Genomic DNA, 26354 nt, shown 5'->3' with positions numbered 1-26354 from the left:
AAACTTTAACCAATCCATAGTAAGATTTTAAAGAATTTAAATAGTAAACGCGATTATGAAAATCGTTCTTTCAACACCAAATATATAAATTTAGAATTCCCAACAAGATAGCGCTTCCACATGCGTTTAGGCTCTTGGGCAAAGCGATAAAACCATTCTAAACCTGAGGTTTGCATCCAATGTGGAGCACGTTTTGTTTTTCCAGCCACAACGTCAAAACTGCCGCCAACACCCATAATTAAGTTTACATCTTTAAGGATATCACGGTATTTGTAAAGGAAATTTTCTTTGATGGGCGAAGAGATTGCAACGAAAAGCATTTGGGTGCCACTGTCTGCAATCTGTTTGGCAATTTCCGCTTCTTCGGAAGGAGTGAAATAACCGTTTCTATAACCAGCAATAATTTCTGGACTGTAGATTTCGGAATATTTTTCAACTACATTTTTAACCACTTCTTCTTTTGCTCCAAAAAGAAAGATTTTGTTATGGTTTTTATATGCCATTTCCACAAGGCTCGCCATTAAGTCTATTCCTGCAACGCGCTCTTTTAGAGGTTTCCCTAAAAACCGCGAAGCCCAAACAACCGATTGCCCATCAGCGTTTATTATACTACATTCATTTACACTGTGGCGCAGCTCTTTATTCTTCTGCATCGCCACCACTTTTCCGGCGTTTACCACTACGTGATGGAGTTGTTCTCCCTTCTGTATTTTTTCCTGAACCAGAGCAAGGGTTTCTTGCATAGAAAGGTTATCTATGGTAGTGTTAAGGATTTTTATTCTTTTCTCGGTACTCACGATTATTATTTAAAGATGCAAAGATAGTGTTTACAAGTTCTTTAAAAATGCTACAAGATCTTTATTTACAGTCAGTGAATCATAATTTTGGGCTGTAGTGATTGCATTGCGCTTCATTTTATTTTTCTCAATTTCGGGCAGTTTGTAAAAATCCAGAATTTTTTCAGCTAGCATAGTGGCATTCTTTATATCAAAAAGAAAACCATTTTCATTATCCACAATATATCCCAAAGGGCCACCAATTTTAGTGGCTATTACTGGGATTCCACAGGCCATTGCTTCGAGGCCAACGAGTCCAAGACTTTCCTCTTCCCGATACGTGGGAAAAATGAAGACATTCATTTGGTTATAAATAGCTGCGAGTTCTTTCTGTGAAATGTTTGAAATAATTTCAAATTTAATATCCAAGTCGGCAAGTAAATTTTCTATTTCTGGCTTGTCTGGGCCATCGCCAACCATGAGTATTTCAAAATTGGTAATGCTATTTTCACTTTTGATTTTCTTAAGCGCATCCAAAAAAATGCGCCATCCTTTTCCTTCTATAAAGTTTGAAACAAAACCTATTATAAAACTGGAATTCTCGCTTTTTCGGTTTGGAGAAAACACTTTGCTATTAATGCCTCCGGAAGGATAAACGAATAATTTTGACTTAGAAATATTAAATTTTGCAATGAGTTTTTCTTTGTAATAGGTGGACGGCAGCACAATGGTCGATTTTTTTAATCCCGGCTTTAAGAAAAATGATAGTGCTTTTTTAAATGTAGTATTAAAAATAAGATCACTGCCGTGAAAGTTTAAAACTACTTTGCGGTTTAGCCACCACAATGGCACTAAGGCTGGCGCCACGTGCAGTGGAAAATGCACATACACCAAATCATTTTTTCCACTTTTAAAATAGAGCTGTATTATTTGAAAATACAATTTCAAATACCCTAAAAACTTGGATAGGAAGGAATATTTTTTGGTAAGCACTACTTTTTCAACTTCAAAAAAATCTGAAACTGCTATTTCAAAATTTTTCACAAAAATACCGTAGCGCACATTTTCTGTGGACGGATACATGTTTGATACGAGGTACAATCGTTGTTTTTTAGACATTTACCGCTCGCTTTGAATATAAAAGAATAAAAAGTGCATAGAAAAAAGCAAATATAAAAACACCTTTACTTATGCCAAAAATGGTTTCTGAACCTGAAAACAGCACAATTATTATAAATAAACTAAGCGCCTCTCCCTTTAATCTGGTTTTTTTGAAAAAGATAAACAGCACTCCCAAATAAACCAACAACCCCAACATTCCATTGGAAATTAGAAATTCCAAGTATTGGCTGTGGGCGTTATATTCATTCTTTAATGCGACCATAAACCCATTTTTGCTATAGGCAATATTATAGAGTTCCTGCGAATCGCCAGTTCCGATACCAAAAATCCAACTTTCACGGACCTTAAAATCTGTGAGTATTGCGCCCCATCTGTCGTACCTATCAAGGGTTATATTTCCTTTAGAATCTACGATTTGCGACATTTTTGAACCTAAATAATCAAACTTTAGAGATAGTATTGCCAATGCAATCAGTAAGCCAATTACATAAAATATTCTCTTAATTTCGAGCTTTTTAAAAATTGTTACTACGGCAATTACCACCAGACAGATTACGCCAATTCTACTGCTCGTTTCGATTAAAAAGAGGAAAAAGGGTGCTAAAAGTAGGATAAATTTAAATTTATTTTTTCGTACGTTTTTAAATGCTGGCATCCGTATAAGTCCCACAATAAATATCACCAACATTACGGCAAAGTAACTGGGATGACCTTCTAAAGGAGCTACAGCATTCCAACCATTATAAACCCATTTAAAAAAGTAGCCAGCTTGTACCCACGGGGTAGCGTTGGTTAAAATAGATTCAATTATTACCGCCCAGCAAATAACCATTGCCGTAAAGAGTCCCACTCCAAATGCAACGTACATTTTTTTTAAATTGAAATCTTCACGTTTGTGAGACAAAAGAATTAAGGGAATTATAACGAGGGTTAGCGTGCGTTCCATATCGCGCAATGCATCTTTAGTCTCCGTTGAAAGTAGCCATCCTATTATAAACAAGAGATACAACGCAAACAAACCCATAAAAGCAGTCTTGTTCTGTTTTAAATTTTCCAGCCGCTCTCTTGGTTTTAAAAGAAAAATAGACGAAGCCACGAATAGCCACAGCACCAGTGTATTTAGCTTGTCCCATAACGGTAAGGTTGCCACAAATAAATAGGTGCTAATTTCGAATAAAATTCGCCAAATTGATTTATTGTTCCAGTAGCTTTTTATACCTTTTATCATATGTGTTGTTAAGGGCAATTTCTTTGAGTAAATTCAATAATGCCTGATATTCCTCCGGGTTGATGCTTTTTATTCTACGATGGATTTCCTGTTTGTTTTCTAAGGATGCAAAAAGTGGGTAATCGTTGCCTAACAATCTTTTTGCCGGATTGTGTTCTTCAGAAAAAAACGGCAGCTGAAAGCTTAAAAAATCAAACATCTTAATAGGAAACGTAATATCGTCGTATATATTTCTGGGACGTGTATGGAAGGCAAATGCAATATTGTTTTCAGCAATAAATTGTGGAATGTTCTTTCTTGGTACTTTTCCTAATTGTATGTGACCTGCCGTTACCTTTTCTTTTAAATCTTTGTCGCCAGAGAGGATATAGAAATTGTATTCGTTTTTATACATTTCGGCAAAGTCAATAAAATTTTGGTAGCCCGAATTTGTATAGCCCAAGCTACCCAAATAGAGAATACCAAGTTTTTCTGAGAAATTGGGTAGCTTTCGGTTTTGGGTAATATCGTGTGTTCCCGGCGGTAAATCTGTAAATGGCCGTTTTGGAAAAAACTTGTTTTTTTGAAAAAAGACTTCGCCCATTTCTACGGTGGGAAAAACCATTGAAGTGGAAATCAAGGTTAAATAGAAATTGCTCAGCTTGTTAGAAAAATAAGTGATCTTGCCTCTAAAAGTGTTGTATTCTTCCGGAAATAATTCAATATAAATATCGCGGATAAAGACGATTGTTTTTTTAGAACGCAGCCTTAAGAAAAAGAGGCAGAGAATATCTATTAGGGCAATGCGGTTTGTGGCAGATTCTACGTAAGATAAATCTAATCTTTTTAAAATAGCCTTAAGCTTATTCGCTTTATAAAAAATAGTATTTCCTTTTGTTTCAAATATACTTTTAAAAGAATTGATCCGTGTTTTGGGACCTCCCGAAACTTTGTTGAGATTTGGAACTACATATAAACTGTTCCTCATTTTTCTAAAATTTTTGGAGGATCATTATATTTTTTTGAACTAGTTTCTAAAATTATAAATGGAAGTATTAAATAGAAAACATTATTAAAATAATGAATGGAAAGCAAGTTTGTAAAAACTACAATGAAAATAAAGCCCAATTTCGCTTTTAGCGAGGGTATTTTGTAGATTAAGTAAATGTTTACCAGTAAAAATAAAAGCAACAATAAAAATCCACCTCGGTGATATAAATAATAAAATCCGTTATCTATTTCTTGAAAAGTAATTTTACCACTTAAACTTACAGCTATTTCATTTTCGCGATAAATAGTTGTACTCGCACCAAAGCCCTCACCAATTAATTTTTCAGACCAGGTAAAATCCTCAGTGCGTAGCGCCATTCCAAAATCGGTTATGCGAGTCTTTAAACTTGCGTATTCCCAGGGTTTTAAAATATAGGGTAATTTAGTTTTAATTGCCTCTGGTGCAAAATCTGAATTAAAAAAAGCAATAGAACCTACCAAGATTATTGAAAACCCCACCAGAAATGCAGGTTTAAAAATTTTATAAACATTAACAACTATTAAACCCAAAAGGATTCCTGCTGTTACGAGATTCATAAGATTGGAAGTCATAAACAGATAGACCAGAGCCAATAGCCATGACAGACCTAAAGGCACATCAAAAGACATTCTATTATATAAATAATAAAAACCTATTAAAACAATTGGAATTATAGATGGACCGTACAATCTTCCTTCCATTCCGGATATAGATTCATTCCATAAACTTGGTACCAGCCCCAAATAAATTAAAATATAGACTCCACAAACAATAGCATTAAGAATAAAGAGAAATCGCAGCAGATTAAAATGCTTAACGTTCACCAAAAAAAGATAAAAGATAAAACCGAAAAACTGAAACTTTACGTCCCTAACCCAATTAGGATGCCCATTGATTAGGCCTAAAACTAGGAAAAATACATAAATCCCGAAGCCCAGGATTATATAATGGGGTACGAGCAGTTTTCCTTTTCTACTATCAATCCATGCACTAGCAAATAATATAGCCAAGCAAATAGCAACAAACGCACTTAGGGTTTTGGTGCCAATGGCCAAAAAAAGAAAAATTAATATTATTTGATTAAAAACTTTCAATACAATAATTTATGGATAACTCAATAAAAAGCTTCGTTTACCTCTTATGTTGGAATCCCCTGGCAAAGCTACTATTTTTTACATTTTATTATAGAAAAAGAAATAGCTTTAATAAAGTTGATAAAGATTACTTTGTGAACCTCTCATTATAAGATTTAATTGTAGTTTTGAGAGAATGAAAATCAGATCATTATTCTAAAAAAATCCGTATAAATGTCTTTTACAAACGAGCTTGCAGACTACAATAATAAAAAATCTTTGGCCAATAGATTCAGAGATAGACGATTTCGATTTTTTGAGGATCAATTAAAAAAAATAGCGCCAAAAAAAGGAACTGTTTTAACAATACTAGATGTAGGGGGCACAGAATCATTCTGGGTTAACAGAGGTTATCATAAAAACCCAGATATACATATTACGCTTTTGAATTTAACAAAAGCTGAAACCCAACACGATAACATGGAATCTGTTGTAGGTAATGCTTGCGATCTCTCTGAATATAGCGATAACACCTTCGACCTCGTTTTTTCAAACTCAGTAATAGAGCATTTATATAGTTATGAAAATCAAGAGTTAATGGCAAAAGAAGTTCAACGCGTTGGCGAAAATTACTATATACAAACCCCAAATAAATATTTTTTCATAGAACCGCATTATTTATTACCGTACTTTCAGTTTCTTCCGCGGAAAACAAAATTGTTTGTCTTGAGCAAAACCAGACTTTCCAGAGGAAATAAATTGTCTATGGAAAAAGCTAAGGACAAGGTTGCAGAAATTCAATTGTTATCCTTAAAGGACATGAATCATCTTTTCCCAGGGGCAAAAATATTTAAAGAAAAGTTTTTGGGGATGAATAAATCGCTGACGGCTTATTTGATAAATGAAAAATAATCCAAATGTCAGAAATCTCAAAGATTTAAAACTATTGAAAAGACATTATGAAAAGGAACTACTTCATTATTTTAACACCATTAATATTACTTATTGCATGTAATAGCAATAGTACTGATAGCAACAAAATCGAAAAATTAAAGGATACCGCTATAAACATTACGCCAGATAGCACACATTATGCCTTGAGTTTATATGATATCTCAAAAGAATTACGATTTGACGAAATTCCGAGAACGGTTCCTTACGATTCCATAAAAAACAAACGCTATGCAGATCTCATAATGAAAGACTCCATTGTGGTAATGCACTCTTTTAAGCCATTTTATATTCCAATCGATCAAATAACGTGGTCTGAAAATCCAGAAAAGAACAATACTTGGCAAAATTATTACGAAGCTCTCTTTTTTGTATCTATACTTAATCATGCATATCACGATTATGGGAAAGAAACGTATCACGAAAAAGCTAAAAAATATATTTTCAACTATATTGATAAACACCCATCATTAGAAGAAAAAACTTCAGAATATACTTGGTATGACCATGCAGTAGCTTTTAGAACCTTGCACTTGCTACAAACTGTTGCAAATGAATTGGATGAAAGCGACCCGGATACCAATTTCATACATAAAGCGTTCAGCCATATTTCATTGAACGTTACTTTTATGATGGATCCAAAAAACTACAAATCGAATAATCATTCATTAATGATGGATCGCACTTTGCTCTACTTAGCAAAGATTACAAAATCCGACCCTCCATTTTACAAAAAAATCTATTATCCAACAGTAACCCGCACAGAGGAAAACATTGATAAGATAATAGATCCCACTGGGCTTGCCAGGGAGCATTCTACAACGTACCATATATTCAATCACAACCTGAATAAAAGCATATTGAAATTCATTGAGAAAGATGATATAAACCCCGCATTTCAGCTGAAGATGTTGCGAAAAAATGATGTGCTCTTACAATTGGTAAAACCAGACCTTACTTTTCCGCTATGGGGCGATAGTCAAATGGAAATCCTGAATGCTAAGCTTGCCGATGATTTTGGGAATGACCAGCGTGTTTTGGATTTTTTAACAAACAAAAAACTACCTTCCATGGTAAACTTTGATAATAATATTGCAACATTAAGAAGCCAAAAAGCCGATAACGGCTATGTAGCTTTATTTGCAAATTTTTACTCTCGTGTACATAAACACAATGATGACTTATCCTTTATTTTTCAAACATTGGGTGTTGATATTCTTACAGACCAAGGCTATTTTGGGTATGAAAAAGAACACAGACCATTTCTAATTTCAGTATTTGCACATAATTCCATTGCGGTAAATAATGAAGATTATTGGCCAGGAAAGAAAGGTCAATATTCTAAGCTTACTGGATATTCAAAAAGTGATGATGTTGAAATTGTTTCTGGTGAACATAACATGTATGATTCCATAACCGTAAAACGCAAATTGTACTTTATAAAACCGAATGTAATAGTACTGCAAGATTGGGCTGAGACAGATTATCCAAATCTTGTTAAAAACATTAGCCAGCAATTCAACTTTGGAGAAAAAGCCACAGATGCGAAAGTTTCAGAAAACAGTGCTATTATCACTTTTCCAAAAAATATGACCGCAACTGTAACGTCATTCATAAATAATGATAAAATCACTTTAGAGGAATCCTATAGGTCTAGAATTCAATATTCCAAAGTTCCCATATATCAAATTAAGGTTCAAAAAGCGAGCAATAAATTAATTACCGTAATTGAGGTTCAGTCTCCAGCTTACAAAAACCCTGTATCAAACATCAGCATTCAAGATGGGAAAATTATTTACTTAAAAGATGGTAAAAAGTACACTCTGGAATTGTAGCTCGGTTAAGACTACCATAAATCTTATTGAAAAATTTTGTATATTAACATAAAATTGAGATGATTATGAAATATCTATTTACATCAATTATTTGTTTAATCCCTTTTGCAATATTAAGTGCACAAACTACTTATGTGCCCGATAATAATTTTGAACAGGTATTAATAGATTTAGGGTTAGATGATGTTTTGGACGATTACGTTTTAACCAGTAATATTTCTGGAGTTACGCTTTTAGATATTAGTAATAAAAACATTTTAGATCCAACAGGGCTTGAGGAGTTTAGTAGTTTAACCCATATTAATATAGACGGTAATCCTGTAGGTAGTATTCCATTTCACCCCAATGTTAACCTTACAGACCTAATATGTCAATATACGCAGCTTACAGATTTAGACCTAAGTCCTCATACAAATTTAAGAACATTGTTTTGTGCTGGAAATAATCTCACATCTCTCGACCTAAGTCAAAACCCGGATTTATTAGATCTAATCTGTGGCCAAAATCAACTTTCAGAGATAATATTTAACCCTCAAATAAATCTCTACGAATTTAATTGTACTAATAATAATCTTACATCACTAGATATGAGCCAACATGTTAGTTTAAGATATTTGGGGTGTTCATTAAATCAGCTCACAGAATTAGATCTTTCAAATAATATAAACCTTCTGCAGGTTCGTGCTCATACCAATCCACCTTTGGAAATGGTAGATATTCGTAACGATAATAACAATCAAATCAATCAATTTCTACTATATAACAATCCTAACCTTCCATACATTTATGTTGACGATTGTGTATATAGCACCACAAACTGGACAGACATTGACCCAACTACTATTTTTGTTGAAATGGAAGGTCAAACAGAATGTGAAATGATAGGGGTGGAAGATAATATTGCTGTTTCTTTTAATTTATACCCAAATCCAGCAAAAAATAGTATTAACATCCAAGCAACAGAGGCGCCAGAACTTGTTCAGATATATTCAATTCAAGGCATATTAGTTAAAGAAACGTCTGAACTAAACATTGACGTATCAAATTTAGCTCCGGGTTTATATTTTATCAAGGTTTATTCACGGGGCAATTCCATTACAAAAAAGTTTATGAAGAATTAATCATAGGATTAGAAATTTATGCAAAATTGAAAATCCTCACATTTGTTATGTTTTAACTTTTTCAATGCGCAATTCCCCGGTATCAGCATCTCCCGTAATAGTAATACTCAAAGTTCCTTTATTAAATTCTTTGTGCGAAACCTTTTTATCATTCCAATAAACATCATAGGAATATGCTGGGTTAAGACAGGCTATAAGTGAAAAAGGTTTATCAGCGTGATCCATAATTTTTAAGGTGGCTTCTAGCTGTGAATTATCTTTATTAAATTTTTCCTTTTCAACCCAAACATCATAGCCCGTAGTAAGATTTCCTATCTGGTAATAGGCATTAAACCACGATAATACCGGTGCAGATAATCCACTAAATTGATACCAACCTTTTCCACCTTTGGTTTCTATGGAAAAGCTTTCATAACAATTATAGGTTTTTTCTGTTTCGCGTTTCCATACATCCAGCGCTGTTGTGGCAATTTTATGGGCAAAATCAGCTTCACCCAGATCCAGCATTGCCTTCCAGTAAAACCATTGGTGCGGCATCCATACGCGGCCATTCCAATAGCCTCTTTTGTTGAAATAAGGCGCGGACTGATCAACCGTTGACAAACCAACATCTGACCATAGTTCGCCTTCTGTTTTAAGATGGGATAGGGTTTTCTGTATTTGCACTTCATTTCCAATTCCCGCTATTAAGGGCGAAACACCGCCCAAGCCCATATTATAGTTAATGGTATCGTTGTACATTAAAATTTCTTCAGGCTTTCCAGAATTTGAATGCAGGACATAGCCATAGTATCCGCTTTCTTCATCCCAAGAATATTCATTTAAAGCTGCAGAGAGGCTCTCAATGTCTTTATTGTATCCAACAACGTCGTCCGAAATATTTAACGCCTCAGCAGCCATCTTTAGGATTTTAGCAACGCGAATCATATGTGCAGAACTAACTACCGGAGCCGTAGTCTTGGCTAGCTTATTCTCATGCATATATTTTTGAGGCGGATAATCGTCCCAGCCGCCAGAATTGTAGAAATAATCCCAAGTGCGGATAAGGCCGGAATCTAAGTTTCGAGTGGTAGAGGTGCTCGTGTTTCCTATTAAAAAATCGTAATAACGTTTCAATCTGGGGTATTCCATTTTTAAAAATTCATCAGACTGTGTTTTGTTCCACAGCTCCTGAAATAAATAAATCTGTACTGGCAACGGCGTACCGTGATGGATAAATGCCGATTGTTCTTCGGGTCCTGTTAAATAGGCATTGAGGTTTTCGGTGCCGCGCTTAATATCCAATTGGCTAAGACCAATGCCAATAAACCCTGAATCCCAAGTGTATAAACAGTCCCACTTTCGTCCCGGTGCGTGATGCCTAATGTATTGATGTTGTGTGTAGATGGGGTAAACCACATTTGTTATAGTGGTGGCTGCCATTCTTTTTTGACTGAATAGATATTTTTCACCTGCAGGAACTGTATTGTAGGTGTGCAACTTTTTTTTAGCTTTCGTAAAAATATCTTTATAATCTAGGTCTTTTACATTTTTTAATCGGGTTTTAACTGTTGCCAATGTACCCGAACAAATTAAAGCGTTAATGGTTTTTGAGGAATTAGGATCAATTTTTATCTCTTGAATTGCTGCATCCGTAAAATGCCCTTCTTTATCGCCGTAAAATTTAGTATCTTCTGTTGCGTTTAGTTGTTCGTTGAAATCCTTAGGCAAATCTTTCGCGAACCATTCGGCAATTTTAAAATCCGCATAATCCCAAGAAATTCCGTAATAGGTATCCGTATTCGCGTATTTCAGAATTATTGAGGTTGGCGTGGGACCTTCAATTATTTCTGGTTCACTATTCCAAGTAACCGGTTTAAATTCAATTGAACCTAAATCCTTTTTTGGCACAATAGCATATCCGTCAATATTAACGGCGGTTTTGGAGGTAGATTCCACCGTAAGTTGAAATTCGCCCTTTTGTATATCTCCAATAGGTGTTTGAACCAAGTTAAGGGTAGTCGAAGCAGGTAGGCGTACATCAGTATTTACAAAACCGCTCAATCGCAATTTTGCATTTTCCTCCTTTTCGGTTTTATATCTAATGGCTATTACTGCATCTTTTATGTTCGTTGGAATTGCAAATTTGTAGGTAACCAAATCGCCAGCGCTTTTACCAAATCCGTTCCCTATGCCGCTTCCATTTACAAGGCCGTTTTCTCGAATTTCTCCGCGTAGCATTCCATCGGGAACTAGTTGGTCTTTTATCCAAGGATTTTTAAATGTGAAAGTTTCATAATCCAAGGCATCAACCCAAACTCCGTTTTCAGGCAAGTTTACAATTCCATAAATCAATGGTATTTCTGGTTTATGAGGTGCCAAAGGCGGAAAGTGCATTGAGGCTACTAAATGCATTGAAAGGTTTTGAATGGAATCTGTGTTATTAATACAGGTCATTTTTATGGCTCGTGCATCCGGGTTAATTTCAGCATATGCTATATCGGTATATACCTTGTCTTTCCATTCTAAATCGTGGCGATACGAAAAATACTCAAGATTGGGCGAAGCTTCCCAAGGATGAAAATTCGACGTTTTTAAAACATTGGGAGGAGCAATTGCTTTGTTGTAAAACGATGGAAAAACAGCCAAATCAAAACGAAGTCCTGCTTCAGTATTTGGAATATGAGAAATTCCGACGTATTTTTTAGTGTATGGCCCCCACTGCGGAAGGCTTAAATCGTGAGAACGTTTGCCTATAAGATTGGTGGTTTGGCTATTATTATTTTCGCAAGAACCGAATATGGCAACAATCCCAACAATTAAAACGACCAATCCCGTTACTTTCAATATTCTTTTCATTTCCCTTTAAATTTAAGCGATTTCTACTTCAGAAATAATAGAAAAGCAAGTTGCCTATCTTTTTATTTTTTCGAAACCATTCGTCTAATTTCATCAATATAAAGTTTGGGAACAACGGCCAATACAAATTCCTTTAAACTTGCGCCAGTCATTCGTCTCACCAAAAACCACCAATTGGGTACAAATAAAAACAGAAATCCCAAGGTAACGGCCCAAGCAACCGTCTGTATGGAAACCAGACTGCCCAAGAAAACAAATATTGCCATTATAGCCATAGAAAACAAATTCCAATAAAACGATAGATTGGTGCGTCCCGTTGCTATTACAAGGCTGCCAATTGGATTGCCCAGACTGCGAAGATACATATACAGCGAAAGGATGCGAACCAGTGCTACTATGCTTTCATATTTAGAGCCGTACAATATGGTAACGATTATTGGCGCAAAAATTATAATGCCCAAATACACAAAGAAGTTTAGCGAAGAGATGATATTTATAAGCTTTAAATAATTCCTTTTGAGCACATGAATGTCTGTTTGGAATTTTGCCAACAACGGATTCGCAATTTTTGTAATAATGGGGTTAATAATTTGTGCAGGTTTAAAAACCAGTTGTTTTGCAAGGCTGTAGCCCCCTAATAACTCGGTACTAAATAGTTTTCCGATAACGATAATATCTAAATCGCGATTAAAGTAATTTACAAATTGGCTTCCCACTTCATAAATACCAATCTTTAAAAAGGGCAAGGCTTCACTTAATTTAAAGTGAAAACGTACCGGATTTAAAAATAGACCTCGCAGCCAAAAAAATAAATTTGGTACCGCATATTGAAAAAGTGCAGAGAATATTAAGGCATATATGCCGTATTGGTAAATTGCAAGAATAACGGCTATTCCCAAAGAAATAATAGCACTTGTTAATTCTACTAATGCAATAATTCGAAAGTTTAAATTTTTATGTTCTATGGTTTTAAATTGGCCTCCAAGCGCAGCTGCCAAAACAGCCAGAGCCATTATAATTATAAGCTCGGCCAACAGTGGTTCATTGTAAAATGAAGCAATATAAGGCGATACGAAAAAAATAATGCCAAAGACCAATATCCCAAAAATTAAATTAATCCAGTAAAGGCTCGAGTATTCGTTTTTTGAAATATTCTGTTTATGAAATATGGCCGAAGTTAAGCCCATGTCCATAAAAAGATTTATGATTCCCAAAATAAACAGTGTTAGAGCCATAAGCCCAAAATCTGATTTATCGAGAAAGCGGGCCAAAATTGATAATCTCAAAAGCGAGCATATAGCAACTCCTATGGTACCCAGAGTAGTCCATTTTACGCCTTTTATTACGCTCCCTCTTATTGGATCCATCTGTGTTTTTAAGTATTTAGCATTCCCGTAAACTCAGCGATACTATTATTTGTAGCGCTGCTAGTGTGCTGGCTTTTCATTTGCTCTCTAAGGACAGTTAGCTTTTCCGGGTTTTTCAATAAAGTTTCTACCCCTTGTAGTAATGCTTTTGTATTATTGGCAACAATACTTCCGTTTACATTTTCTATTACAAATTCCTTTGCCGCTGGAAAATCTGTAGTAATAACTGGAGTATTTAGCATAATTGCTTCACTTAAAACCATTCCTTGGGCTTCATAGGCAGAAGATAGTACAAAACAATCTGCATATTTTATATACGGATAGGGATTTTGCTGAAATCCTTTAAATACCATATATCCTTTTAAGGCATTTGTTTTAGCTTGCGTCTTTAACGCTTCTAAATCGGGGCCATCGCCTATAAGGTACCATTTAAAAGAATAGTTTTTTTCTTTGAGTTCTTTGGCAATTTCTAAAATTCTATCAATACGTTTTTGGTTGTTTTCAACACGCGCCACAGTAACAAAAATTATTTCATTACTATTTTTTGAATACGGATTGCTGTTGCCAGCCTTTTCAATAAGAACTTTTGGATCAAGAAAATTATGAACCAAATACGATTTGGCTGAAAATTCTGGTGCAAGTCTATCAAAATCTGCTTTACAACTTTTTGATACCGATACTATTTTATCAAAATTTTTATAGCGTTCTAAAATATATTTTCTTGTAAAGCCCAATTTATCGAGGTCGTTATGGATCCAGGCTATTTTCTGTTTGGCCGTTACTGAAGTCTGAACAAAATAGTTTGTTCCCATCTCGGCATTATTTTTTGGAATATCGTTCGAAAAAGAAATTGCTGCGTCGTAGTAAGTTTCTCTATTCCAATGATTATACAGATACCGCATTGCTAATTTACGAGAAGTGATATCGCCCAAGATCTTTGAAATAGGCTTAACAATTGCATAGGCTGCCAATTGATACCACGGCAGATGTGTTTTGGCTACGGTGAAATTAATGTATAAACATTTCAGAATAAAAGGAGAGTAAACCTGTACCTTATTGGTTATTTGGTTAAATTTTTCACCAAAATACGGATTAAAGCATACCAATTCAATAGAGAACTGACTATCCTTTTGCAGTTCGATAAGGAGATTGTACAATGAATTTGCAATGCCTCCCATTTTAAGGTGTGGATTTACAAATAATATTTTCATTGTACTTCTCTTTTAAAAAATTCTAGCTATTTAATATTCCACAAAAATCTACAACTATAGCTTGAGGTGGTATCTCTAGTCCTTTAAACTCCTTATGAGCCACCAAAAAAACCATAATGTCGCTGGTTTCTTTAGCTTCTGAAACTGAAGTTAAATTGAATTTACTGTGAGATTTTAGGTTTGGTTCTACAAACTGAACATTAAACCCATCGGTTTTTAATTGTTGTGCAACGTGAAGGGCAGGCGATTCGCGTAAATCGTCTATATTGGGTTTAAAAGCCAAGCCCATGCAGGCTATTTTAGCATCTTTACCGGTATCTACTTTGAACTGAAGGGCGGCAGTTTTTACTTTTTCAATAGCCCATTCGGTTTTATAATTGTTTATTTCACGCGCATTTCGAATTATTTTCGATTCCTCTGGAAATTCAGAAACAATAAACCATGGATCCACTGCAATACAATGGCCGCCAACACCCGTTCCCGGTTGTAAGATATTTACACGAGGGTGTTTATTCGCCAATCGGATTAACTCCCAGACATTGATGTTTGCTTTATCGCAAATCATGGAGAGTTCATTTGCAAATGCTATCTGCACATCGCGTGATGAGTTTTCAACCAGTTTGCACATTTCGGCAGTTTGCGAATTTGTTTTGTGAAGTTCACCTTTAACGAAATGCTTATAAAACCAAACTGCTTTTTCAGTAGAAGCTTCATCTATTCCACCTATTGCTCGATCATTCTGTTCCAGTTCATAAATTACATTCCCGGGCAAAACACGTTCTGGACAATAGGCAATAAAAATTTCACCCTTTAAATCGGGGCGTTCCTCAAAAATTATTTCTTGGATTTTATGGGTCGTGCCAACGGGGCTGGTAGATTCCAAAATAACCAGAGCGCCCTTCTCTAGTGTAGGAATTATATTTTTAACCGCACTTTCAACATAAGAAAGATCTGGCACGTGCTCTTCTTTAAAAGGTGTTGGTACAGCTATTAAATAAACATCTGCTATAATGGGTGCTGTTGAAGCTTTAAGGTAGCCGTGCTTAACAACATGATGCACCAAACCATCAAGTTCGGGTTCTACAATGTGAATTTTACCTTCATTTATGGTATTAACGACACTTTGAGAAATATCTACTCCAGTAACATTTAATTTTTTACTCGCTATTAACGCTGCTGTGGGCAAGCCTATATAGCCAAGCCCCATCATTACCACTGTGGGTTTATTTTCCATTTTATAATGCTTCAATAAAATTTACAATTCGTTCTGCCGATTTTCCATCACCATACGGATTGTGTAACATACTCATACTTTTGTAATATTGAGTATCTGTTAATAATTTTTCGGTTTCTTCAATTATTGTTTCTGTGTTTGTTCCCAATAAAATTACGGTGCCTTCTTCAACGGCTTCGGGACGTTCGGTAGTAGTTCTAGTTACCAAAACTGGTTTCCCCAAGCTTGGCGCCTCTTCTTGAATTCCGCCACTATCTGTAATTATTAAATACGACTTTTCCATTAACCAAATAAATGCGGGATACGCTAGAGGTGCTACTAAAAATAAATTTTTAATTCCGCCGAGAAGTTCGTTTACAGGTCCAACTACGTTCGGATTTAGGTGAACAGGGTAAATTATTTCAACATCTGGATGCTTCTCTGCTATAGTTTTTAACGCAGCGCAAATACTAATAAGTCCATCCCCGTGATTTTCTCTTCGATGCCCTGTTACAAGTATTATTTTTTTCTGAAAATTTAAAATAGTTTTTAAATTTTCAATTTCTAAATCCTTAAAATTTTCTGCATTTACCTTTTCAATTCCGTAGAGCAGAGCATCGATAACGGTATTTCCGGTAACCAAAATAGTATCTTCCTTTGTGTTTTCGGCCAAAAGATTATTCTTAGAAAGTTCCGTAGGCGCAAAGTGATAATCTGCAATTTTTCCCGTAAGCTGTCTGTTAAATTCTTCGGGGAACGGATATTGCCTATTAAAGGTTCGTAATCCAGCTTCAACATGACATATTTTCGCACCACTATAAAATGCGGCTATCCCCACTGCCATAGAGGTTGTTGTATCTCCGTGAACGTAAACATAATCTGGTTTAACCTCGTCCAGTACTGCTTTCATGTTTTCAATTATAGCAGCAGTCAGCGAATACAGATTCTGGTTTGGACGCATGAGATCTAAATCAAAATCCGGTGTTATTTCGAAAAAGTCCAGCACCTGATCCAGCATTTCTCGGTGCTGCGCAGTAACACAAACTTTTGTTACAAAGTTTTTATTCTTTAAAAACTCTTGAACCAGAGGCGCCATTTTTATAGCTTCGGGACGCGTGCCAAATACAATTAAATTTGTTCTAGACATTAACTATTTTTTGAAGAATTACTAAACTTTATCGTTTCAGAAAATTATTCTGCATTAGCATATTTTTTAAGACCTCTAAAAAGATAAAGCACAAAAAAGATTAAAGAAAACAAGAAAACCAATAGTATCGGGTATTTTACTTTATTTGAAATATCAATAAATTTCTCTGGTTCCATATTAAAGTTGGCACTTACTAGTTTTATTGGAACGGTATAATCATTCTGCTCTATTTCAAGTTGCTGTAAATATTCTACAAGTTGTCGTTTCTTTTCTACCAAATTATACTGATCGGCTATATTGTTTACCGATACTGAAGTACCCGCTTTGGGTCCGGCGTAATTAGATTTTATTAGCGAATCCAGCTGACCTATCATTATATAGTGTTCCTTTACCTCAAAATCCTTTACTTCTTTATATATTTTTTGATACTCTTGCAGATGCTCATTACTGTTAAAATGAGCAATAAGATCGTTTACAATTTGTTGTGATGTAGTTTTTCCCTTGGCAAATACTCGTATTCTATGATATTTGTAGTATTTGCTAGTCGTCATGTTTTCTACATATTCAGAAAAATCCTGATTTTGAGAAATAATTTTTAAAATATCAACATATTGTCGAGATTCGGATATAAAATTGTACAAATCTACAATTGGTTCAATTTCAATGAGTTTAAGTTTCGAAAAGTTGGTGTCTAACACCGTCTTTAAATACGCCGTATCTTTTGCGGCAATTTTTAAATTAAGCTCATTTACTTTATCGTACAGATAATCTACACTTTGAAAGTTTGGAATTACGATCAATTCATTGCTGTAGGTTTTAGTGGATGTATAATCCTTATAAAACCCATATGCAAATCCTATAATTGCAATAACAATAATTACTATGAAATATCTTTTAAAGAAATCAATAGCTAATAAAAAGTTTCTTGCTGCACTTTTAGAAAAATCGCCAAATTTTCCCAATAAATATCCCAAATCAACCTCTTCTGATGAATTGTGTTTTGCCATGCTAAATAATTTTAAAAATCAATGACTGTCCTTTTGTAATACAGATTGGAGGCTCTCCCGCCAATCTATATATTTTAATTTTAACTTATTCTGTGCCTTCGTATTATCTAAAACACTGTATTCTGGCCTTGCGGCAAAAGTACGGTATTGGTTGGTTTTTGCAAGATTTGTATCTTTTAATTTTCCCGTATGTAGTAGTATGGCTTCTGCAAAACCAAACCAGGTGGTTTCGCCACTGTTACTGTAATGATAAACGCCATATTCTGTAGAATCTTGTGCAATTATTTGCAATAAAGCTTCGGCTAAATCATTGGCATTTGTCGGGGTTCCAGTTTGTTCGGTCGTAATTGTTAGCGGTTTTGCCGCTTCGGCGTTTTTTAAAATAGTTTTTAGGAAGTTATGGCCATATTGCGAATACAACCACGAAGTGCGCAATATAAAGAATGACTCACAAAGTTCCTGAATATATTTTTCCCCCTTTAGTTTTGAAGCCCCGTAAACATTGATGGGGTTTGTAATATCGGTTTCAACATATGGCGTTTTCGATTTTCCATCAAATACATAATCTGTAGAAACGTGCAACAAAACAGTATTGTATTCATTACATATTGAAGCCAGGTTTTTCACCGCTTCGGCATTTATTGCAAGTGCTTTTTTTGCATCGCTTTCGGCCTGTTCTACATTTGTGTATGCTGCAGTATTAATGCAATGTGAAAAATTATTTTTTCTGAAGAATTCCGATACTGAATCTGCATTTTCAATATCTAATTCATTCTTTGACAGAAAGACAAATTCAAGGTCGGGAAAATCGGCTGCCGCATCTCTTATGCATTTTCCCAACTGTCCGTTTGCGCCTGTGACTACTATTTTTTTCATGAAAATACTTCCGTGAAACTAGGAAGCTCCAAATCCTTTTCTGATATAATAAATTCTTCCTTTGGAAGATGCCAATCCAGCGCTAAGGTTGCGTCATTGTAAATGATTCCGCTTTCTGAGGATTTATAGTAAAAATTATCACATTTATACGAAAATATTGACTCTTCAGAAAGGGTTATAAATCCGTGTGCCAAACCACGCGGCACAAAAAGCTGCAAATGTTCAACATCGTCCAGAACAATGCTGAACGACTTCCCAAAAGTTTCCGAATCCTTCCGAATATCAACCACTATGTCTAAAACTTTTCCTTTAACTACTCGAACTAGCTTTGCCTGCGCCATTTCACCCTTTTGAAAATGGAGCCCTCGTAAAACTCCTTTTGATGAAACAGATTGATTATCCTGCACAAAATCTATCTGTAAACCAGTAGTTTTTTTGAATGCTTGTTGATTGTACGTTTCGTAAAAAAGTCCGCGTTCGTCTCTAAAAACGTTCGGCTTTATAATAAAACAATTTTTTAAGGGAGTTCTTTGTAGTTCCAAATCTAATCTAATTGAAGTAAATGTTTTCCGTAACCGCTTTTTAACAGCGGTTTGGCCAATGTTATTAATTGTTCTTTTGAAATATAACCCATTTCGTATGCCGCTTCTTCAATAGCACCAATCTTTAAACCTTGCCGCTCCTCAATAACCTCAACAAATTGCGCTGCTTGCATTAACGAAGCAAATGTACCGGTATCCAGCCAAGCGGTACCTTTATCGAGAATACTCACGCTTAATTTGCCTTGTTTTAGATATTCGTTATTTACATCGGTTATCTCCAATTCGCCGCGGGCGCTGGGTTTTATATTTGCAGCAATTTCTACTACGCTATTGTCGTAAAAATAAATTCCCGGCACGGCGTAATTAGATTTTGGCGTTTTGGGTTTTTCTTCAATTGAAAGGGCCTTTCCAGCTTTATCAAATTCTACAACGCCATATCGTTCGGGGTCTAATACGTGGTACGCATAAATTACTCCACCGTCCGGATTGTTGTTGGATTGCAGCAATTCTTTTAAGCCAGAACCGTAAAATATATTATCGCCCAAAATTAGAGCCACTTTATCATTTCCAATAAAATCTTTTCCGATGACAAAAGCCTCGGCAAGTCCGTTGGGATTGGGTTGTTCGGCATATTGAAAGTTGCAACCCAACTTTTTGCCATCGCCCAAAAGTTGTTTAAACAGCGGTAAATCCTGCGGTGTGGAGATTATTAAAATATCGCGAATACCCGCAATCATTAACGTGGACAGCGGATAATAAATCATCGGTTTGTCGTACACCGGCATTAATTGCTTGCTTACCGCCAATGTTATTGGGTGTAAACGTGTACCTGAACCTCCTGCTAAAATTATTCCTTTCATCTACGTGTTTTTTTTTGACCACGAATACACGAATAGAAGTGTAAAACGAAATCGTTTTTTATATGTTCAAAACAAATCGGAGTGGGAGCCGATTCTAATCAATTTTATGGTTTTTGGAGATTCAATTTGAAACCAAATAATCAAAAGATCAGGTTTTAAATGGCATTCCCAATCATCCTTATATTTCCCCTTCAGTTTATGGGGTTTCATAGTAGGCGGTATACCCTTAACACCCTTGATTTCAAGCAGATGAAGAACTTCTGAAACTAACGCAAAGTCTGCTCCGCTTCTTTTAAAAATTCTTTTAATATCTTTTCTAAATTTAGAAGTTTCAATTAATTCGTACATCAGTCTCTATCATTCATTATATCTTCTAAATACTTGTCTAGATTAGGAATTTTTGTAAGATTTATATCGTTATGGGCTTCATAAATAGCTTGCTGTGTTTCGGTATTTGGAATATTGCCAACATCTTGGTACAATAAAAACTCAATATAATTATTTAAGCTTCGTTTTTGGGCTTTTGCTTTTGCTTTTACGAGCTCCAACAAATCTTTGTCAAATCTTAATGCTGTTTGTACCTTCATAATATCAATTCTTAAATATTTCTTCAAATATATGCAATAACAACCTGTTATACAAGTGTTATAATTGACCGTGAATACACGAATATTCTTTTATAATTATTCGTGTATTCATGGTTAACATTTACAATCTATCCCGATTATCCAAATACCAAGCAATTGTTTTTTGAATACCGGTTTCAAAATTTTCCTTTGCTTTCCAGCCCAGTTCACCTTCAATTTTTGAAGCATCAATGGCGTATCTAAAATCGTGGCCGGGACGGTCTTTTACAAAAGTAATTTGTTCTTTATACGAAGTATTCTTCGGAAGCATTTCGTCTAACAATTCGCAAATAACATTGGCTATATATAAGTTTTCGCGTTCATTGCGGCCGCCAATATTATAGGTTTCCCCAAGCTTTCCGTTCTCTAATGCCAACTGTATGCCACTGCAATGATCTACAACGTAAAGCCAATCGCGCACATTCTTTCCATCCCCGTAAATCGGGATAGATTCCCCCGAAATTGCTTTGCGAATAATAGTTGGGATTAATTTTTCTTTGTGCTGATTGGGCCCGTAATTATTAGAGCAATTTGTAGTAACAACGGGCAATCCGTAGGTGTGAAAGTAACTGCGTACAATAAAATCTGACGAAGCCTTTGACGCGCTATACGGACTATTGGGCGCATACGAGGTTTTTTCGGTGAAAAGACCTGTTTCTCCCAGTGTGCCGTAAACTTCATCGGTTGAAATATGCAGAAAACGCGCATTTCTGAATTCATCTTTCAAATCATTGGGGCCGTTCATCCAGGTTTTATAGGCACTCTCAAGCAAATTAAAAGTTCCTACAATATTTGTTTGGATAAATTCGGACGGACCCGAAATAGAATTGTCCACATGGCTTTCGGCAGCAAAGTGAACTACTTTTTGAAATTGATGTTCGGCAAATAAATTTTGAACCATTTCGGTATCACAAATATCACCTTTTATAAAAGTGAATTTATGCGAAACTTGTTCCAGATTTTTCAAATTTCCTGCATATGTTAGCTTATCCAACACGAAAATATCGTATGCTGAATTTTTTAGGACGTATTCCACATAATTGGATCCTATAAAACCTGCTCCTCCGGTAACCAGTACTTTATCGTTTTTCAAAATTAATTTTTAGGTGTCTCTAAAATTTGTTTTAACATCTTTTCGGTGATTAAGTAGGTGGGTTTTACTCCAGTTGTACCCAATCCGCCAGAGGCTAATGTGCTTCCAGTTTCCAACGGATTATCCGATGCGTAATAGGCATAACGAACCTTAACTTTCGAGCTTATGCTTCGGCGTATTTTGGCCGCGGCTTGAATTGCCTTTTGGTAATGCGCACCTTCCATTTCAAGTCCAATTACATTCCAAGTGGAATTGTGAAAAAACTTGAGTACATCGCGATTTTGAAGCGAAGTACCTAAAACCGAAATCATTGTTCCCGTAAAAACTGCTACGTCGTCATCTTTAAAATCAGACTTATCTAATCTATTTTTAAACGGATAATTATCTGCCGTACCTTCAAAAACGTGGGCTGAGGGAATCATGATGTCGCCCTTTCCACCCTCCAGAATTCCTGCTTTACCCATAATAGAAACAGAAGCAACGTTTAATAAATGGCGATTCTTATTGCTATCTACATATGGTTTTAAAAGCTCGTCCATGGTTTCGTAGGCTTGCTCACCAAAAGCGTAATCCATTACAATTATTACAGGTTTCTTTGAATCTTCTACATCTTTTATGGCTTCGGTAAATGGGCTTTCCTTTATTTTGGCGGTATCTATTACTTGTATATCAATATTGGTTCCGCTTTGATCTTCAATAAAAATCATTCCTTCGGCCAATGCCGTTTTTGTAACCTTATCACGCAATTTTAAGTTAACGTTGTTGCTTAACGCTTCAAAAACCTCCATTGGCTTTTTCTTTAAAAACTCTGTTGCAAGAGCTTTTGGAGCATAAATACTATTCATAACGCTGTGCATATTTGCACTAATAATATGCAGCGGACGTTTTAGCAATCCTTTGCTCTGAAGTTTTTCTTTAATGCGAAATGCCCATTGCTCGCCGTGAATATGATGGCCTAAACGCTCGCGGAGTACCGGGCTAAAAGTAATAATACGCTGATTGTCTGATAACACCTCGTCTATAGCCAATTTTCCTAAATAGTAAATAATACTAAAAAAGCGGTTTTCGTTTTTTTCACTTGCAAAAAAAGCATACACATTTTTCACTTCCTCAAAAGTTCTTCCTAAAAAGTTTGCAGTGTGCGTTAACGCTACTTCTTTCTCTTCCTTAGTGAGTTTGCCCTTTTTAAGTACGGCCTGCTCCAGTTTTTTCCAATCGCGTATTACATCGCCGTTTTCATTTATGAGCACTTGCTTCATAATTTTGTGCGATTCAACAAAAAGGAAAGTTAAGTGAGTAAGTATATCGTAAATTTCTGAACGGCCGCGGGTTATTTCAATATTCATTTGCTCAGAATCTATTCGGTAACAGTTTCTGCGGCGTTTAAGTGGAATTATTGGCTCAAAATGTGAATTTTTATATCCTTCATCGCTGGTTAGGTTTATGAATCTACATTCCTCAATACCATAGGGCAAACGGTCCATTACATATAGCAAACCTTGTAGCTCTATTTTGTCTTCGGTAATGGAACCATAAATTTCCGGACGAAGGGTTAGTAAAGATTCCCGCAACGTTTCTCCCGAAACGCCCATAGGTTTGTAAAAACCGCGATTAAACAAATGGCGCATTGTAATGTAAATACGCTCAATTGCTTGTGTGCTCTCTTGTGCACGTGTTCTTGTGTGTGACTTTAATTTATTCATCGGAAGCAAAGATAACACTAATTTTAAGGCTGAATTTTTATTAATGCATCGGCAATATTACGGTCGTTGGAAAGACGTGGCACTTTATTCTGCCCTCCCAGCTTGCCTTGCGATTTCATGTAGGTTTGAAAACTGTTTTTTTTAAGTGAAGTTACCTTTAAAGGTTGAAGTACTTTTCCAGCAATTAAATCGAAATAATACGAGTTTTGTTGTTGCATTTCGGTATCGAGAAATTGGGTAACTTCCGGAATACTTTCAGGTTCATTTTCAAATTCTACCATCCATTCGTGATACGGAAGATTGGCTTCCGAAGGCGTTATTTGCGGCGCAACAGTGAATTCAGTAATTGAAAAATTGTATTTTTCCATCGCTTTATTCATGGCTTCCTCAACTTCTTTTCCTATTACGTGTTCGCCAAATGCCGAAATAAAATGTTTTATACGTCCCGAAACAATTACGCGGTATGGTTTTGTTGAAGTAAATTGGACAGTGTCGCCCAAATTATAGGCCCAAAGCCCCGCATTTGTTGAAATAATCATCACATAATTCACTCCAATTTCAACATCGCCGATGGTCAATCGTTTTGGATTTTCTTCAAAAAAACTGGAAGCTTCTATAAACTCATAAAATATTCCAGCATTTAAAAGCAGTAACATGCCTTTTTCCTTTTGACTGTCTTGAAATGCAAAAAATCCTTCACTGGCGGGGAACAGCTCAATGCTGTCTACTTTTCTTCCTATTAAATTTTCAAATTTGGCGCGATAAGGCTCATAGTTTACACCTCCGTAAATAAACAGGTTAAAGTTTTTAAAAAGATCACCAACTTTTTTCCCTGTATTTTTTTGAAGTTTTTCAAAATACATTTGTACCCACGACGGAATACCGCTAATTACGGTCATATCCTCACTTTTGGTTTCCTCAACAATAGCGTCCACCTTGGTTTCCCAATCGTCTATGCAGTTGGTTTCCCAACTTGGCAAACGGTTTTTTTGAAGATATGCCGGCACATAATGGGCTACGATGCCGGAAAGTCTGCCGAGTTTAATTCCGTTTTTTTCGTCCATTTCTGGACTGCCTTGTAAAAAAATCATTTTACCGTCCGCGAAATCAGCCTTGCCGGTTTCATTTATATAACACAAAATTGCGTTCCGAGCTGCCTCGATATGATGGGGCATGGATTGCTTTGTTAATGGAATATATTTTGCGCCCGAAGTTGTTCCGGAAGTTTTGGCGAAATAGAGTGGCTTTCCGGGCCATAGCACATTTTCTTCGCCCGAAACTACTCGCTCTACATATGGTTTTAAAGCTTCGTAATCGCGTATGGGAACGTGTTTGGCGAATGTTTTATACGAAGTAATATTAACAAAATCGTGATCGCTCCCGAAGGCCGTGTTTTTTGCATCGGCAATTAATTTTTCAAAGACTTTTTGTTGCGTTTCAATTGGATTTCTACTCCATTTTTGAATTCGGAGCGCAACAATTTTAGCAAAGATTTTAGCGGAAACGGTTTTTAAGGACATAATGGGTTAATCAAAATCTATAAAATTTATTGGATTTACTGGAAAGCCATCGCGCCATAATTCAAAATGTAAATGAGGGCCAGTGGTTAGTTCGCCGGTATTGCCAACGGTACCGATTACTTCGCCAGCTTTTACGGCTTCTCCTTGACCTTTGGTAAGTGTTGCGTTGTGTTTATACACTGAAATTAAGTTGTTATCGTGCTTTAAAATAATAACATTTCCTGTGGCTGCAGTCCATTCGGCAAAAATAACTGTTCCTTCTGCCACTGCTTTAACTGGGGAGTCCTTTACCGTAACTACATCTACGGCATAATGTTTTGCTTTTGAATTATAATGTTCGGTAATGGTACCTTTTACCGGTGCAAAAAGAGCATATTGCCTAATCTGCGGCGCTATTAATGGGTTGTATTTGTCTTCCTTGGCCACGGCATCACGTAGTAGTGAATCTTTCCGCGAGGTTCTAATTAATACCGAAGGATCTGTTTTTGCAACTGCTATGATGGAATCTTTATTGAACTCAACCGATTTTACGTCGCCTGTAAGCACTTTTTTAATTGAAGCAAGGTATTGCTCGTTTACGGCGAGAATCTGCTGTAGCGAGTCTGTTTTATAGGTTAATTGCGTTGCGCGCTTCTTAAGTGCAGTTGAGGAATATCCGGGAATGTATTCGCGAAGTGGCGTAAAAGCAATAATTACGGTAGTTAACAAAATAAGGAGCAATGCAAATAGTGTACTGAATACAAAAACATTCAATCTATTTAATTTAAACGAAAAGCGTTCCTCAAAGGTTTCTTCGTTCAAAATTACCAAACGGTATTTGTGCAAGAGCTTCCTTTTAAATTTTTTTGCTCTCTTTTCTTTTTTAGCCATAAACTGCAATTGCTTTTTACAAATATAAAATAAACTGAAGCGCTATACGCTAAAGTTACCCTCAAAACGTTGTATCTAAACATTTCTTGTTACCTTTGCGTAATTAAAATTTTAAATTATGAATGCATTATTTCTTCCTTTAGGTGTTATTGGCCCTTGGCAAATTGTATTGATTGTTGTGATCGTATTGTTGCTTTTCGGCGGAAAGAAAATTCCAGAGCTTATGCGCGGTCTGGGTAGCGGACTTAAGGAATTTAAGGATGCTTCCAAAGATGAAACCACTGATAAAAACTTAGACGAGAAAAAATAATTTTCGTTTAATATTTATAAAAAAGAGCCTTTCAAATTTTGAGAGGCTCTTTTTTA

The 26354-nt window shown here is 35.7% G+C and carries 24 protein-coding genes; 4 read left to right on the top strand and 20 right to left on the bottom strand.

The genetic code is table 11. The features are described from left to right. Window positions 1-53 precede the first annotated feature (53 nt). Genes VZD24_RS04570 through VZD24_RS04550 form a run of 5 tightly spaced genes read right to left on the bottom strand, consistent with a single transcriptional unit; the run spans window position 54 to window position 5229 of the window. Window positions 54-797 carry a WecB/TagA/CpsF family glycosyltransferase gene (locus VZD24_RS04570; RefSeq protein WP_279449525.1) on the bottom strand — a complete coding sequence of 248 codons (744 nt, stop codon included), beginning with the start codon at window positions 795-797 and terminating at the stop codon, window positions 54-56. A 30-nt stretch (window positions 798-827) separates the two neighbouring features. Next, window positions 828-1895 carry a glycosyltransferase family 4 protein gene (locus VZD24_RS04565; RefSeq protein ID WP_342686735.1) on the bottom strand — a complete coding sequence of 356 codons (1068 nt, stop codon included), beginning with the start codon at window positions 1893-1895 and terminating at the stop codon, window positions 828-830. Beyond that, window positions 1888-3126 (bottom strand): O-antigen ligase family protein, encoded by a 1239-nt coding sequence (locus VZD24_RS04560; RefSeq protein ID WP_342686736.1) that lies wholly within the window; start codon window positions 3124-3126, stop codon window positions 1888-1890. The genes VZD24_RS04565 and VZD24_RS04560 overlap by 8 nt, the downstream gene beginning before the upstream one ends. Next, on the bottom strand, window positions 3092-4093 hold the full coding sequence (locus tag VZD24_RS04555; RefSeq protein ID WP_342686737.1) for a glycosyltransferase family protein: 1002 nt from the start codon (window positions 4091-4093) through the stop codon (window positions 3092-3094). The genes VZD24_RS04560 and VZD24_RS04555 overlap by 35 nt, the downstream gene beginning before the upstream one ends. After that, window positions 4090-5229 (bottom strand): hypothetical protein, encoded by a 1140-nt coding sequence (locus VZD24_RS04550; protein WP_342686738.1) that lies wholly within the window; start codon window positions 5227-5229, stop codon window positions 4090-4092. Before VZD24_RS04550 ends, VZD24_RS04555 begins: the two co-directional genes overlap by 4 nt. Window positions 5230-5442: 213 nt before the next feature. Here VZD24_RS04550 and VZD24_RS04545 point away from each other — a divergent pair, with 213 nt between their 5' ends. The 3 genes from VZD24_RS04545 (at window position 5443) to VZD24_RS04535 (ending at window position 9115) form a co-directional block, all read left to right on the top strand. Next, a complete protein-coding gene (locus VZD24_RS04545; protein ID WP_342686739.1) occupies window positions 5443-6120 on the top strand; it encodes a class I SAM-dependent methyltransferase in 678 nt (225 codons plus the stop codon). A 47-nt stretch (window positions 6121-6167) separates the two neighbouring features. Continuing rightward, the gene (locus VZD24_RS04540) at window positions 6168-7994 is read left to right on the top strand and encodes a heparinase II/III domain-containing protein (RefSeq protein WP_342686740.1); all 1827 of its coding nucleotides are present in this window, start codon (window positions 6168-6170) and stop codon (window positions 7992-7994) included. Between the two features lie 65 nt (window positions 7995-8059). Next, window positions 8060-9115 (top strand): T9SS type A sorting domain-containing protein, encoded by a 1056-nt coding sequence (locus VZD24_RS04535; RefSeq protein WP_342686741.1) that lies wholly within the window; start codon window positions 8060-8062, stop codon window positions 9113-9115. A gap of 45 nt (window positions 9116-9160) precedes the next feature. Here the strand turns inward: VZD24_RS04535 and VZD24_RS04530 are convergent, their stop codons facing one another. The 15 genes from VZD24_RS04530 to VZD24_RS04460 all read right to left on the bottom strand — a co-directional run bounded on the left by VZD24_RS04530 (window position 9161) and on the right by VZD24_RS04460 (window position 25988). Then, window positions 9161-11953 carry an MGH1-like glycoside hydrolase domain-containing protein gene (locus VZD24_RS04530; RefSeq protein WP_342686742.1) on the bottom strand — a complete coding sequence of 931 codons (2793 nt, stop codon included), beginning with the start codon at window positions 11951-11953 and terminating at the stop codon, window positions 9161-9163. A 62-nt stretch (window positions 11954-12015) separates the two neighbouring features. Then, on the bottom strand, window positions 12016-13320 hold the full coding sequence (locus VZD24_RS04525) for an MOP flippase family protein (RefSeq protein ID WP_342686743.1): 1305 nt from the start codon (window positions 13318-13320) through the stop codon (window positions 12016-12018). An 8-nt stretch (window positions 13321-13328) separates the two neighbouring features. Then, a complete protein-coding gene (locus VZD24_RS04520) occupies window positions 13329-14531 on the bottom strand; it encodes a glycosyltransferase (protein ID WP_342686744.1) in 1203 nt (400 codons plus the stop codon). Window positions 14532-14553: 22 nt separating this feature from the next. Further along, window positions 14554-15765 (bottom strand): UDP-N-acetyl-D-mannosamine dehydrogenase, encoded by a 1212-nt coding sequence (gene wecC, locus VZD24_RS04515; RefSeq protein WP_342686745.1) that lies wholly within the window; start codon window positions 15763-15765, stop codon window positions 14554-14556. 1 nt (window position 15766) lies between these two features. Next, window positions 15767-16891 (bottom strand): non-hydrolyzing UDP-N-acetylglucosamine 2-epimerase, encoded by a 1125-nt coding sequence (wecB, locus tag VZD24_RS04510; protein ID WP_342686746.1) that lies wholly within the window; start codon window positions 16889-16891, stop codon window positions 15767-15769. 44 nt (window positions 16892-16935) lie between these two features. Beyond that, complete coding sequence (locus VZD24_RS04505; protein ID WP_279449548.1) at window positions 16936-17898, bottom strand: hypothetical protein; 963 nt, start codon at window positions 17896-17898, stop codon at window positions 16936-16938. Window positions 17899-17916: 18 nt separating this feature from the next. Continuing rightward, entirely contained in the window at window positions 17917-18774 is an 858-nt protein-coding gene (rfbD, locus tag VZD24_RS04500) for a dTDP-4-dehydrorhamnose reductase (RefSeq protein ID WP_279449550.1), read from the bottom strand. Beyond that, window positions 18771-19316 carry a dTDP-4-dehydrorhamnose 3,5-epimerase gene (gene rfbC, locus VZD24_RS04495; protein ID WP_342686747.1) on the bottom strand — a complete coding sequence of 182 codons (546 nt, stop codon included), beginning with the start codon at window positions 19314-19316 and terminating at the stop codon, window positions 18771-18773. Before rfbC ends, rfbD begins: the two co-directional genes overlap by 4 nt. A gap of 2 nt (window positions 19317-19318) precedes the next feature. Continuing rightward, the gene (rfbA, locus tag VZD24_RS04490) at window positions 19319-20176 is read right to left on the bottom strand and encodes a glucose-1-phosphate thymidylyltransferase RfbA (RefSeq protein WP_279449554.1); all 858 of its coding nucleotides are present in this window, start codon (window positions 20174-20176) and stop codon (window positions 19319-19321) included. 66 nt (window positions 20177-20242) lie between these two features. Further along, window positions 20243-20524: a type II toxin-antitoxin system RelE/ParE family toxin gene (locus VZD24_RS04485; RefSeq protein ID WP_269352300.1), complete on the bottom strand. Its 282-nt coding sequence runs from the start codon at window positions 20522-20524 to the stop codon at window positions 20243-20245. Further along, window positions 20524-20763, bottom strand: coding sequence for a hypothetical protein (locus tag VZD24_RS04480; protein ID WP_279449558.1), 240 nt, complete (start codon window positions 20761-20763; stop codon window positions 20524-20526). Before VZD24_RS04480 ends, VZD24_RS04485 begins: the two co-directional genes overlap by 1 nt. Window positions 20764-20884: 121 nt before the next feature. Continuing rightward, window positions 20885-21895: a dTDP-glucose 4,6-dehydratase gene (gene rfbB / locus VZD24_RS04475; protein ID WP_279449559.1), complete on the bottom strand. Its 1011-nt coding sequence runs from the start codon at window positions 21893-21895 to the stop codon at window positions 20885-20887. Window positions 21896-21897: 2 nt separating this feature from the next. After that, window positions 21898-23598 carry a DUF6909 family protein gene (locus VZD24_RS04470; protein ID WP_342686748.1) on the bottom strand — a complete coding sequence of 567 codons (1701 nt, stop codon included), beginning with the start codon at window positions 23596-23598 and terminating at the stop codon, window positions 21898-21900. Window positions 23599-23621: 23 nt separating this feature from the next. Further along, on the bottom strand, window positions 23622-25118 hold the full coding sequence (locus VZD24_RS04465) for a GH3 auxin-responsive promoter family protein (RefSeq protein WP_342686749.1): 1497 nt from the start codon (window positions 25116-25118) through the stop codon (window positions 23622-23624). 6 nt (window positions 25119-25124) lie between these two features. Beyond that, the gene (locus VZD24_RS04460; protein WP_279449563.1) at window positions 25125-25988 is read right to left on the bottom strand and encodes a M23 family metallopeptidase; all 864 of its coding nucleotides are present in this window, start codon (window positions 25986-25988) and stop codon (window positions 25125-25127) included. Window positions 25989-26106: 118 nt separating this feature from the next. On the opposite strand from VZD24_RS04460, the gene tatA reads away from it, so the two are divergent. Next, complete coding sequence (tatA, locus tag VZD24_RS04455) at window positions 26107-26298, top strand: twin-arginine translocase TatA/TatE family subunit (RefSeq protein WP_279449565.1); 192 nt, start codon at window positions 26107-26109, stop codon at window positions 26296-26298. Window positions 26299-26354 lie beyond the last annotated feature (56 nt).

Origin of the sequence: Aequorivita flava (genome assembly GCF_038742595.1) — a bacterium.
GTDB classification, from domain to species: domain Bacteria; phylum Bacteroidota; class Bacteroidia; order Flavobacteriales; family Flavobacteriaceae; genus Aequorivita; species Aequorivita marisscotiae.
This window is presented reverse-complemented; position numbering and strand designations above follow the sequence as displayed.

What these genes read in the sequence shown, in the direction of transcription:
- VZD24_RS04565 (WP_342686735.1), bottom strand. Translation starts at nt 1,895, where the DNA reads ATGTCTAAAAAACAACGATTGTACCTCGTATCAAACATGTATCCGTCC.
- VZD24_RS04560 (WP_342686736.1), bottom strand. Translation starts at nt 3,126, where the DNA reads ATGATAAAAGGTATAAAAAGCTACTGGAACAATAAATCAATTTGGCGA.
- VZD24_RS04555 (WP_342686737.1), bottom strand. Translation starts at nt 4,093, where the DNA reads ATGAGGAACAGTTTATATGTAGTTCCAAATCTCAACAAAGTTTCGGGA.
- VZD24_RS04545 (WP_342686739.1), top strand. Translation starts at nt 5,443, where the DNA reads ATGTCTTTTACAAACGAGCTTGCAGACTACAATAATAAAAAATCTTTG.
- VZD24_RS04540 (WP_342686740.1), top strand. Translation starts at nt 6,168, where the DNA reads ATGAAAAGGAACTACTTCATTATTTTAACACCATTAATATTACTTATT.
- VZD24_RS04535 (WP_342686741.1), top strand. Translation starts at nt 8,060, where the DNA reads ATGAAATATCTATTTACATCAATTATTTGTTTAATCCCTTTTGCAATA.
- VZD24_RS04530 (WP_342686742.1), bottom strand. Translation starts at nt 11,953, where the DNA reads ATGAAAAGAATATTGAAAGTAACGGGATTGGTCGTTTTAATTGTTGGG.
- VZD24_RS04525 (WP_342686743.1), bottom strand. Translation starts at nt 13,320, where the DNA reads ATGGATCCAATAAGAGGGAGCGTAATAAAAGGCGTAAAATGGACTACT.
- VZD24_RS04520 (WP_342686744.1), bottom strand. Translation starts at nt 14,531, where the DNA reads ATGAAAATATTATTTGTAAATCCACACCTTAAAATGGGAGGCATTGCA.
- wecC (WP_342686745.1), bottom strand. Translation starts at nt 15,765, where the DNA reads ATGGAAAATAAACCCACAGTGGTAATGATGGGGCTTGGCTATATAGGC.
- wecB (WP_342686746.1), bottom strand. Translation starts at nt 16,891, where the DNA reads ATGTCTAGAACAAATTTAATTGTATTTGGCACGCGTCCCGAAGCTATA.
- VZD24_RS04505 (WP_279449548.1), bottom strand. Translation starts at nt 17,898, where the DNA reads ATGGCAAAACACAATTCATCAGAAGAGGTTGATTTGGGATATTTATTG.
- rfbD (WP_279449550.1), bottom strand. Translation starts at nt 18,774, where the DNA reads ATGAAAAAAATAGTAGTCACAGGCGCAAACGGACAGTTGGGAAAATGC.
- rfbA (WP_279449554.1), bottom strand. Translation starts at nt 20,176, where the DNA reads ATGAAAGGAATAATTTTAGCAGGAGGTTCAGGTACACGTTTACACCCA.
- VZD24_RS04485 (WP_269352300.1), bottom strand. Translation starts at nt 20,524, where the DNA reads ATGTACGAATTAATTGAAACTTCTAAATTTAGAAAAGATATTAAAAGA.
- VZD24_RS04480 (WP_279449558.1), bottom strand. Translation starts at nt 20,763, where the DNA reads ATGAAGGTACAAACAGCATTAAGATTTGACAAAGATTTGTTGGAGCTC.
- VZD24_RS04470 (WP_342686748.1), bottom strand. Translation starts at nt 23,598, where the DNA reads ATGAATAAATTAAAGTCACACACAAGAACACGTGCACAAGAGAGCACA.
- VZD24_RS04465 (WP_342686749.1), bottom strand. Translation starts at nt 25,118, where the DNA reads ATGTCCTTAAAAACCGTTTCCGCTAAAATCTTTGCTAAAATTGTTGCG.
- VZD24_RS04460 (WP_279449563.1), bottom strand. Translation starts at nt 25,988, where the DNA reads ATGGCTAAAAAAGAAAAGAGAGCAAAAAAATTTAAAAGGAAGCTCTTG.
- tatA (WP_279449565.1), top strand. Translation starts at nt 26,107, where the DNA reads ATGAATGCATTATTTCTTCCTTTAGGTGTTATTGGCCCTTGGCAAATT.